This window comes from Priestia sp. FSL H7-0729 (assembly GCF_038005685.1).
Classification (GTDB): domain Bacteria; phylum Bacillota; class Bacilli; order Paenibacillales; family Paenibacillaceae; genus Paenibacillus.
On sequence record NZ_JBBOTQ010000022.1, the window covers coordinates 40298 to 51796 of the forward strand.

The window sequence follows — 11499 nt, forward strand, 5'->3', positions numbered from 1 at the left end:
AGAGATTTTTTGTGTTTATTTTAATTTTTATATCTTTATTTCAAGTTAATTACAATTATTGCAGGAGGCTAACATGATCGACATGAGTCAGGAGTACAAGATGAAAATGGACGAGTCACTGGGGCGGTCAATACGAAAATTTAGCTCAGATTATGGAGTGAATGCACCATTGTTACTGGCTTCTATTTGTGGCTATTATGAGAATCTCATTTCTGGAAGTGATACATCGTTTATAGAAGTGAACACTTCCGATGGGGAATCAATTTCTCTACAGGTCCAAACGGACCGACAACTGCTGGTTGATGATTTTTTGAAACAACGGTTGAATGATCCATTATGGCAGCAGTATTGTACATCTGGGATAACCATTACGATGAATCTAGACCATATGATTTCGGATCGTTCCGATTGCAGGAATACTATAACAATAGGAATTACGGAAGAACAAGGACGGTTTTTAGTCACATACCAAACGCACTCTGAGCACATAACTCATCATATGATCAAGAGAATGCATGCCCGATTACTAACGATCACCGAACAAATGATTACCCGTACGTCTATTTTACTACGAGACATAGAGCTCATTAGCGATAATGAAAAGCAGGAAATGGTGACTAATTTTAATAAAAGCAAAACGCCATACGATCAGAATTCTACATTTATCGAGCTGTTCGAGGCACAGGTAGACTTAAACCCCGATTATATTGCTTTTGAATACAAGGGGGAGAAGATTACTTACAAAGACTTTAATGGGAGAGCCAATCGTGTGGGGCAAAAGTTGCGAGAGATGGGAGCAAAACCGGATCACATCATTGGAATTATTACAGAACGTTCCGTTTCAATGATGGTGGGGATTTATGGAATTCTAAAGTCTGGAGCAGCATATATGCCGATAGATCCAGAACTGCCGGATCAACGCATACAGTATTTGCTGGAAAATAGTGGAACTAAGGTCGTGTTAGCCGAGGATGCTTACATTGATCGTGTTCGTTCAATAACCTCTCATGAGATCTTACCACTCTCTTTCGGTGATGAAGGAGATGAAGGTAATCTTGAGCGGATAAGCAAGCCAGAGAGCTTGGCCTACGTTATTTATACTTCTGGTACGACTGGGCTTCCCAAAGGCGTAATGGTAGAGAATCGAAACCTGGTGAATTTTACTCAATGGATGCTGCGAGATCAATTTACAGAATATGACATCATTTTGGCGAAAACGACCTATGCTTTTGATTTGTCGATATGGGAATTATTTGTTGCTCCTTTAGCTGGGGCTAAGGTCATACTTTTACCCAAGGAAGATGAAAAAGAACCCTCCAAGATTATGGAAACCATTAAGAAGTGTAAGGTAACCCGCACTTCATTCGTGCCTTCCGTATTAGAAGAATTTACGCTTGCAGCTGATTGGTCAGCACTATCGTCATTAACACGGATCGTACTATCCGGGGAAGCTCTTCCACTTGCTTTGGCAGAGCGCTTTTACTCTGGTTCACAAGGTAAGACCCAGCTAGTTAACTGTTACGGGCCTACAGAAGCAACGGTATTTGCAACATCTTATGCCGTCCCGCTGAATGAACCGTTAAGTACTGTTCATATTGGCAATCCGATTTCCAACATGACCGTCTATATTATGAATGAGGATCGAATCTGTGGTGTTGGTATGCCAGGCGAACTGTACATTGGTGGTGCAGGAGTAACCAGAGGATACATCAACAAGCCTGATCTAACTGCTGAACGTTTTCTGGATAATCCATATGTTCCAGGTGAAAGAATCTATCGCACGGGTGACCTTGCCTGCTGGATGGAGGGAGGCAATCTCCAATATCTAGGTAGAATTGATGATCAGGTCAAAATAAGGGGGTATCGTATCGAACTCGCGGAAGTTACAAGCAAACTGCGTAGTCTGGATATGATCAGTAACGCGGTCGTTATCAAACGAGAAGATCATGGCTACCCCTATTTATGTGGATACTTCGTGGCTGAAGAGGAAATCGAGAGTAATAGCATTAAACAAAGATTGGCCGAATTTTTGCCTAAATACATGATTCCTTCACACCTTATCCAATTGGATAAATTACCGGTCACTTCTAACGGAAAACTGGATAAGAGAGCGCTCCCGAAGCCTGATTTCGTGAGGTCCGCTAATTATGTTCCGCCAGCTGAGCCAACAGAAATACTATTAACTGAAATTCTGCAAGAAGTGCTTGGATTACAGGAAGTTGGCATGACGGACCAATTTTTCGAACTTGGTGGTGATTCCCTGCGAGCAACTAGGCTGGTGAATCTTATAGAAAAACGGATGAGTTCAAAGCTTAGTATAAAAGATGTGTTTAATGCCCCAGTGGTACGGGATTTGCTTCAAGTGATTTCTCGGTGCGAACAAGGATTTTCCGATGTATTTCCATCACTGGTCAGCGAACGGTTGGATGTTTATCCGATGAGTTATGCTCAAAAGCGTATGTTTGTTGTTCAACAGATGGATACGGAAAGCCTTGCTTATAATGTGCCCTTTGCACTGCAAGTGAGGGGTAAGCTGGACGATAAACATTTTGCAAAAGTACTTCAAATGCTGCTCCAGCGTCATGAGATTCTCCGAACGCACTTTGTTTACAAAGAAGGAGAGTTTAGACAGATCATTGATCAAGATGCTGAACCAATTTTCACTATGCTTGATGGCAGTATGGAAGATTTTCCGCAGATGGTCCAAAATTTTGTCCGTCCATTTGATCTAGGCAAAGCACCGCTCATGCGAGCAGGGATGATGTATGGAACAGATGATGTAACCTTGCTACTATTTGACATTCATCACATTATTTTTGACGACGGCTCCAAAGCTTTACTATTACATGATATTGAACAATTATATAACGGCAATATATTGCCTCCGTTAGATTCACAATACAAAGACTACAGTCTTTGGCAAAACTCAAGAGACTTGCAAGTACAGGAAGAGTACTGGCTTGCTCAGTTTCATGATGAGATTCCGGTTTTAAATTTGAAGACCGATTATCCTAGACCGATGCAGCAAAGTTATCGTGGTAGCAGCATCCTGACCTATCTAGATGCTGAATTGCACCAACAGGTGAAACAGTGGAGCCAACACAGCAACACGACTCCATATATGTTGTTAATGAGCTGCTTTATGTATTTGCTGAACCGGTATAGCAGACAAGAGGAAGTAATCATTGGAAGCCCAATTGCTGGTCGTATCCATCCGGAAACCGAGCACATGCTGGGTATGTTTGTGAATACGCTGGCCATCAAAGCAGAGTTTAGGGAGAAACAGACCTTTCGTGAACTATTGCAGCAGGTTCGGGAGAAATGTTTGGAAGCTTACGAACACCAAGAGTATCCATTTGAACAGCTGGTTGAGAAAAGTGGCGTGGAACGTGATCCTTCACGTCACCCCATATTTGATGTCATGTTCGTACTTCAGGACAATGTCCAGGCACCTGCATCCATAGGTGGATTTAAATCTTCTTTTGTTCCTTTACAGAGTGTTGCATCGTCTTTTGATCTCACGCTCAGTATTGAGGAAGGAGCCCATGGGTACGAGCTTCAGTGGGAATATTGCCAAGATATATTTAAGCAGTCATCTATTGCTCATTTGGCTGCCCATTTTGAGAGCGTACTAAAGCAGTGTCTGCAAAACCCAGACATGCCATTATCCTCGATGGATTGGTTAAGTGCCAAAGAAAAGGAAACCGTACTTAACACCTTTAATGACAATGGGTTTGCCTTGCCCACGGAGGAAACATTAATCTCCTTATTCGAAGATCGAGTTGAAAAGTCTCCAAACCAAATTGCTGTTGAATATGGATCCGATTTTCTTACGTATGCCAATTTGAATAAAAGAGCCAATGCGGTAGCCAAACAATTACGTACTTTGGGAGTAGTGCCCAATCAGATTGTTGGGCTTGCTCTGGAGAGATGTACGGACATGATCGTTGGTATGCTTGGCATTCTGAAGGCAGGAGGAGCTTATCTACCTATCGATCCCAATTATCCGGTTGAACGCATCAAATACATGCTTCAAGACAGCTCCGTCACATGCGTTGTAACAGGTCCAGGTAGTGAGAAAATAACAGAGATTCTAAATGACAGGCATGCCATTCAACTTGAAAACTATCGGAACAAGGTAGAGAAAAATTTATCATATGTGTCGAAGCCGAGTCACTTGGCGTATGTCATATATACTTCGGGAACAACGGGTAAACCCAAAGGCGTTATGATTGAGCATTTGCATGTTGTTAATCAAGCGATATGGCAGATGACAGTAGGCAATTATGATGAGCATAGTGTGGTCATCCAAAAAACGACACATGTATTTGATGGATCTGTATGGGAGATATTCCCGTGTCTGATTGCAGGCAGCAAACTAAAGATTATTGATGAATCCCAGCATCAAGATCCGGAACAACTGCTTGAGATCATGCCGGGTAGTCACATTGCACTAATTCCTTCCATGCTGCGAATCATTATGGAATATGCAGAAGAACAGAATAAAACGGATAAACTTCGAGCGGTAAAACAAATATATCTTGCAGCTGAGCCTGTGACCTCCGAGCTGATTCAAAAATTTGAAGAAATAACGGAAGGAGCATTGGATCGTCTAAGCAATCTCTATGGTCCTACAGAAGCAACGGTTACAGCAACTTCCTATTCATTCAAAAGTGGTAAAAGCGCCCTAGCTTCAATTGGTAAACCTATTTTTAATACCCGTATTTATATCTTGAACGACTTGCAGCTATGTGGAGTAGGTATTCCAGGTGAGCTTTGCATCGCAGGGGCAGGAGTGGCCAGAGGTTACATGAATTTGCCGGAACTCACGGAAGAGAAATTTGTGAAGGATCCTTTTCACGAAGATGGACGTATGTATCGATCGGGCGATTTGGCACGTTGGACCGATGATGGCAATATCGAATTCTTAGGCAGGATCGGAGAACAGGTTAAAATCCGGGGATTCCGCATCGAAGTCAGCGAAGTAGAGAGTAAGCTGAGAGAGATTGAAAATGTCCTCGATGCAGCTTGTGTACCGATCAGAGTGAATGATGAGCTTTTTCTTGCCGGATATGTTGTAGGTGAAGAAATTGAAGGACCTACTTATATTCGTGAGGAGATAAGCAAAATGCTGCCCTCCTATATGGTGCCTTCGTATATCAAAGTGATTGCGCAACTCCCATTAACGTCAAATGGCAAACTCGATAAACGTGCTTTGCCTACACCTTATCTGGAGGATTCAATTTCGGTAGACGAGTTTTTGAACGAGACAGAAAGTACTGTTCAGCAGGCTTTCATGGAGGTTTTAGGTATGAACAAGGTCAGCCTGGATGATAGTTTTTTTGATCTGGGTGGCCATTCACTTCGTGCTATGCGATTAATTAACAAGCTGGATAAAAGTTTAGGTCACCGATTAGCGATTCGTGAGATTTTAATGGCCAGAACCGTTAGAAATATTGCAGGGTTATTCTCGGCAGTGAAACATTCAGATGTATACGATCCGATTGAATCTCTGGTAGAGAGAGAATGGTATCCCGTCAGTGCTGCCCAGAAAAGAATTTATATGATACATGAAATGCAGGGCAATAACGTTACGTATAACATTCCTATGATGTTCAGGGCAAACCAACTGAATTTGCATCGACTGAAAACGGCATTGGATAGGTTATGCGAGCGTTACGAACTAATGAGAACATCGTTCTCTATCAAAGATGGAGATGTCCGTCAGACCATCGCAGATCATGTAGATTGGGAATTATGGAATGATGACGCAGAGCATGAAACTGTATCAGAAATATTAGCCCAATTTGTTCAGCCTTTTAATCTGAATGAAGCTCCGCTGTGGAGAGTCGGGGTACATGAAACATTGAACCAAGAAAGCCTGCTGATGATAGATGTTCACCATATTATTTTTGACGAAGGTTCCAAGCATACGTTCATAAGCGATCTGCTGCATCTTTATAATGGGGATACTCTGCCAGAGCTCAAACTTCAATACAAAGATTATGCTGTTTGGGAACAACGCCGTGATTTGCATAGACAGGAACAATACTGGCTGAACGAGTTTGCTGAAGAATGTCCTGTTCTGGACCTGCAAACCGACTTCCCTCGTCCGCGTGAGCAAAGTCACAATGGCGATAGCCTTGATTTCTCTTTGGATAAAGAAACAAGTGAGCTCATTAAGGGTTTTGCCCGCCATCACGGAACGACTGAATATGCAGTCTTGATGTCAGTTTTCATGCTTATCCTGAGTAGATACAGCAGACAAAATACGGTAGTGGTAGGTAGCCCAGTGTCAGGAAGAGTGCACCCAGAAACAGAGGATATGTTGGGTATGTTTGTTAATACCTTGCCTATCAAAGGAGAAATACAGCCAGAATATACTTTTGTCATGCTGCTGAAGCATGTCCAGGAAAAGCTTCTTGCTGCAGGGGAGAACCAGGAGTATCCGTTTGACCAGTTGGCAGACAACGTGTCTTCCGAACGAGATCCATCGCGTAATCCGATCTTTGATGTTGTGTTTGTATTTAACGAAAAGCAGTCAGAGCTGAGCGTGGGTGAGGCCCGGTTGTTACCTGTTACGTTAGACAGTTTGTCTGCTACATTCGATCTGACTGTCAGCATGGCCGAAACGGATATCGGCTACAATCTCCATTGGGAATATTGCACGGATCTGTTCTTGAAAGAAACAATAACAAGAATGGCTAATCATTACGATGTAATGCTAAAGTCAGTCTTGTCTCAGCCAGAAGAAGAGTTAGTGCGTCTTCCAATGCTGTCAGAACAGGAAAAGCATTGGATTTTGCAACAATTTAATGCAACGGACACGGTATATCCCTCTGACCGAAGCGTGGTAGATCTGTTCCATTCCCAGGCTGTATTGACTCCTGATCAGCTAGCTGTTGTGTCAGCCGAAGAGCAGATGACGTACCGTGAACTGGAGCAGCGTTCCAATCAGCTGGCAGAACAGTTACGGCGAGCGGGTGTGGAGCGAGGAGATTATGTAGGTATCATGGCAGAGCGGAATACACATACGATCACGGGGATTTTGGCGATTTTGAAGGTCGGAGCAGCGTACATGCCGATTGATCCCAAATATCCGAATCAACGAATAGCCTACATGCTGAAGGACAGTAGGGCCAGCGTAGTGCTAATCGGTGAAGAGAAACCAGAAGCGCTGAAGGCTGGTGAAGTTACAACCTTGTCGATGTTGGCATCCGAAGGAGCGCGGAAAGAAGTCGCTTCTACGCCTGAGACAGCGGGACAAGCAATGGAAGAGGTCACGGGTCTAAACTGTCCTGTTAATGCCGATGACATCGCCTATCTGATGTACACGTCAGGAACGACAGGTGAGCCGAAAGGGGTCATGGTCGAGCACCGAAGCATTAACCGACTGGTCAAAGAGGCGAACTATGCTGATTTTACCGACGCCCGAATCCTTCAAACCGGTTCTTTATCGTTTGATGCCTCGACGTTTGAGATATGGGGAGCTTTGCTTAATGGGGGTTGTCTGTACCTGGTTGAAGAGGAAATATTGACTGATCCAGCAAGCCTAAAACAGGCTGTTAGCCACTACCAAATTAATACGATGTGGTTAACGGTATCCTTGTTTAATTATATCGTTGCTGAGCAAGTGGATGTGTTTGACCCTGTCTCTCAATTAATCATAGGAGGGGAACAGGTTTCATTCCAACATATTCAGCATTTAAGAGAGGCAAACTCTCGCATTCGGATTGTTAACGGGTATGGTCCGACTGAAAGTACCACATTTGCAGTTACCTTTGATATCGGTCAGGATATGACGATGCCAATCCCGATTGGTAAGCCGATTTCTAATACCCAAGTATATATTCTTGAAAACGAAGAGCTGTGCGGTATAGGTGTACCCGGAGAGATTTGCATAGGGGGGGATGGCCTTGCAAGAGGTTATCTGAACCTGGAAGAACTAACCAAAGAACGGTTCAGGTCTCATCCAATGCTCTCGGGAGGGCGCTTATACCATACAGGTGACCTTGGGAGATGGAGGGAAGATGGTAACATCGAATATCTTGGAAGAATGGACCAGCAGGTCAAAATTCGTGGCTTCCGAATTGAACTTGATGAGATTGTGGCCCATTTGCGATCCTGTCCTGGAGTTCAGAATGCAGTTGTTACGATAAGGCAGGATAACGATGAAAAGTTTCTATGTGGTTATCTTGTGGGTGATGATCAGCTGAATTTGTCACATGTAAGAAAACGCTTGGAAGAGGAACTGCCCTCTTATATGGTGCCATCGCATTTAGAACAGCTGGGTAGTTTACCTCTAACACCTAACGGTAAGCTGGATCAAAAAGCATTACCTATGCCTGATTTTAGATCTAGCAGGGTCTACATTGCACCTACCAATCCAGTAGAGACAGTGATTGCCGATGCAATCGGTACAATATTAGGCGTGGAGCAGGTTAGCCTAGAAGATAACTTTTTTGAACTAGGGGGACATTCTCTCAAGGCAACCAAACTGGTGAATGCGATAGATCAGGCTCTTGGCGTAAGGCTTACACTACGGGATATTTTAGTAGAACGCACGGCTAAGAACCTGTCTGTACTAATTAGTTCTCAGAAAGAGACTCAAGATTTGAATGTTTCAGACTCGAATTACTCATATATCGCAGTGGCATTAGAAGAGGAGGACTAAGAATCATGAGTAAAAAGTACCGAATGAGTTCAGCACAAAAAAGAATGTTTGCCATTACCGAGATGCATGGAAACGATATTGTCTATAACGTCCCGATGCTTTGGAAAATTGAGGGAGAGATTGATGTGGAGCGTTTACGACGCTCCTTCTCCCGGCTTTGTGCACGGCACGAGCCTCTCAGAACCTATTTTGTACATCAAAAAGATAAGTTTTTACAGGTGGTAAAGGAAGAAGGCGATATCTGTCTTGATTATGAAGAAGCATCCGAAGATCACATTCAACAGATATTCAAAGAACATGTAAGACCGTTTAATCTTGGTGAAGCTCCTCTGATGCGAGCTAAAATAGTTCGAATTTCATCCAATGAGCATATCCTGATGCTGGATATCCACCATATTATTTTTGATGATGGATCTAAACATGTCCTCCTCTCAGATCTTTGCCGTTTCTATAATAACGAGGAAATACCTCCTCTGCGTATACAATATAAGGATTACAGCGCGTGGTTAAATTCAAGGGATATGAGTGAGCAGGAGCGTTATTGGACAGAAGAGTTTGCTGGTGAAGTTTCTACGCTTGATTTGAAAACGGATTATTCAAGACCGCAGCAGCAGCAATACGGAGGGCAGAGCATAGATATATTATTACCGCTGGAACTTAAAGAGCGGGTTAAACAGTTAAGTCATTACAGCAGTGCAACCGAATATATGATTTTACTGGCTTGTTTCATGGTACTGATGAATCGTTACACTCGTCAGGACGAGATTGTCGTTGGAAGCCCTATAGCTGGCCGTGTACATGCAGAGTCAGAAGAAATGTTGGGAATGTTTGTGAACACATTAGCCATACGTGGGGAATTCCGGACTGGAATGACGTTTCGGACATTATTAAATCAGATTCAAGAACGATGCTTGAAAGCGTATGAATATCAGGAATATCCATTTGACGAATTGGTAGAAAAAATTGGTGTAGAACGTGATCCTGCGCGTAATCCGTTGTTTGATGTCATGTTTGTGCTGCAAAAGAATGAACAAGAAAGCTTTAAACTTGACGATGCGCTCTTAACATCTATGGATGTAGGTCTTACCGTAGCAAAGTTTGATCTCACCGTGAGTGTGGAAGAGGTCGAAGAGGGTTACAACGTGAATTGGGAATATTGTGATGCTTTATTTGCTGCAGATACGCTACAGCATATGGCACTGCAATTCAAAGAACTTGTAGGGGAGATCATGGCTCAGCCTGATCTTGTACTTAGCGAGCTTGGACTAATTACTTCGGACGAACGGAAAAGGGTGTTAGCCGATTTTAATAACACTGCTCGGGAATCTAACTGTGAAAAGACAGCTATTATGCTGTTTGAGGAGCAGGTTGCGCGTGTTCCAGAGCATATTGCAGTGGAATTCCAAGGACGGGTATTAACTTATCGGGAACTGAACGCAAGAGCTAATGCAGTTGGTGCTGCTTTACTGGAAAAAGGGGTAGGTCCTGATCAAATCGTGGCTCTGATTGCAACACGTTCTCTGGATATGATTATTGGAATCTACGGCATTTTAAAAGCTGGAGCGGCCTATTTGCCAATCGATCCGGAGCAGCCGTTAGAGCGTATCCGCTATATTATTGAGGATAGTGGAACAAGCCATATTGTATTTGAGGAGAACACGATAAAAACTGCGGCGGCACTGGAAGAACAACAGGGAATACAACTATTAAATGTGGCAGAGGTGCAGGAAGAGATTGAAGAAAATCCTCAGCCTTTAGCTAAGCCAGAACATCTGGCCTATGTTATATACACTTCCGGTACAACGGGTCAGCCCAAGGGTGTTTTGGTAGAAAATAGAAATCTGGTCAATTTGGTTTCATGGCAGCGTGCAACGGGCGGACTTCATGAAGAAAGCGTAATGCTGCAGAAATCCACTTATATTTTTGATGCGGCAGTATGGGAAATATTTTCAATCCTCCTTTCTGGAGGAAAGCTTCTCATCGCAACTGAATCGGAAAATAGGGACCCGAAAGAGCTGCTGGAGCTGATAGCCAAAACGCAGGTAACTCATGCTCTGATTGTTCCATCTTCTTTCAGAATGATTCTGGAATATGCAGAGCTGCATCAATTAGCTGAACAGTTGATGTCATTGCATAAAATTTATTTGGGTGCCGAGCCTCTTACACCCGATTTGGTAAATAAATATACGCAACTGACAGGTAGAGGAACGGACAGACTTGTTAATTTATATGGGCCAACAGAAGCTACGGTTTGTGCAACGTATATGCAGCTTGAGGAAGACTATGGAAGCAGCGTCCCTATCGGCCTGCCACTGTGGAATACGCAGATTTACATTTTACAGGATGATTGGTTATGTGGGTATGGAATACCGGGCGAGTTATGTATAGGTGGAGCGGGCGTGGCCAGAGGGTACCTTAATCGAACAGAGTTAACTAACGAAAAATTTGTCCCCGATCCTTATGTTTCTGGTGGTCGCATATATCGAACCGGAGATTTAGCTCGGTGGAAGACAGATGGTACGATTGAGTATCTCGGCAGAATTGGAGATCAGGTCAAAATCCGGGGTTACCGTGTAGAACCAGGTGAGATCGAGACTCATTTACGCAATATAGAATCCGTTCAGGATGCTGTTGTAGTCGTTAAAATGGATAACACCCGTAATGACTATCTGTGTGCTTATGTAGTGGGCGAAGGCGAGCTGGACGGGGAGCGTATTCGGGAGAATCTGCGCAGCATCCTGCCTTCATATATGGTGCCATCTTACGTGGTGCAGCTGGAAGCTCTACCGCTGACAAGGAACGGCAAACTGGACAAAAAAGCTTTG

General features: G+C 43.5%; 2 protein-coding genes. Both read left to right on the forward strand.

The features are described 5' to 3' along the window. Positions 1 to 73 precede the first annotated feature (73 nt). On the forward strand, positions 74 to 8674 hold the full coding sequence (locus tag MHH93_RS26990) for a non-ribosomal peptide synthetase (protein WP_500056536.1): 8601 nt from the start codon (positions 74 to 76) through the stop codon (positions 8672 to 8674). 5 nt (positions 8675 to 8679) lie between these two features. Beyond that, a partial coding sequence (locus MHH93_RS26995; RefSeq protein ID WP_500056538.1) for a non-ribosomal peptide synthetase occupies positions 8680 to 11499 on the forward strand: 2820 nt, incomplete at its 3' end.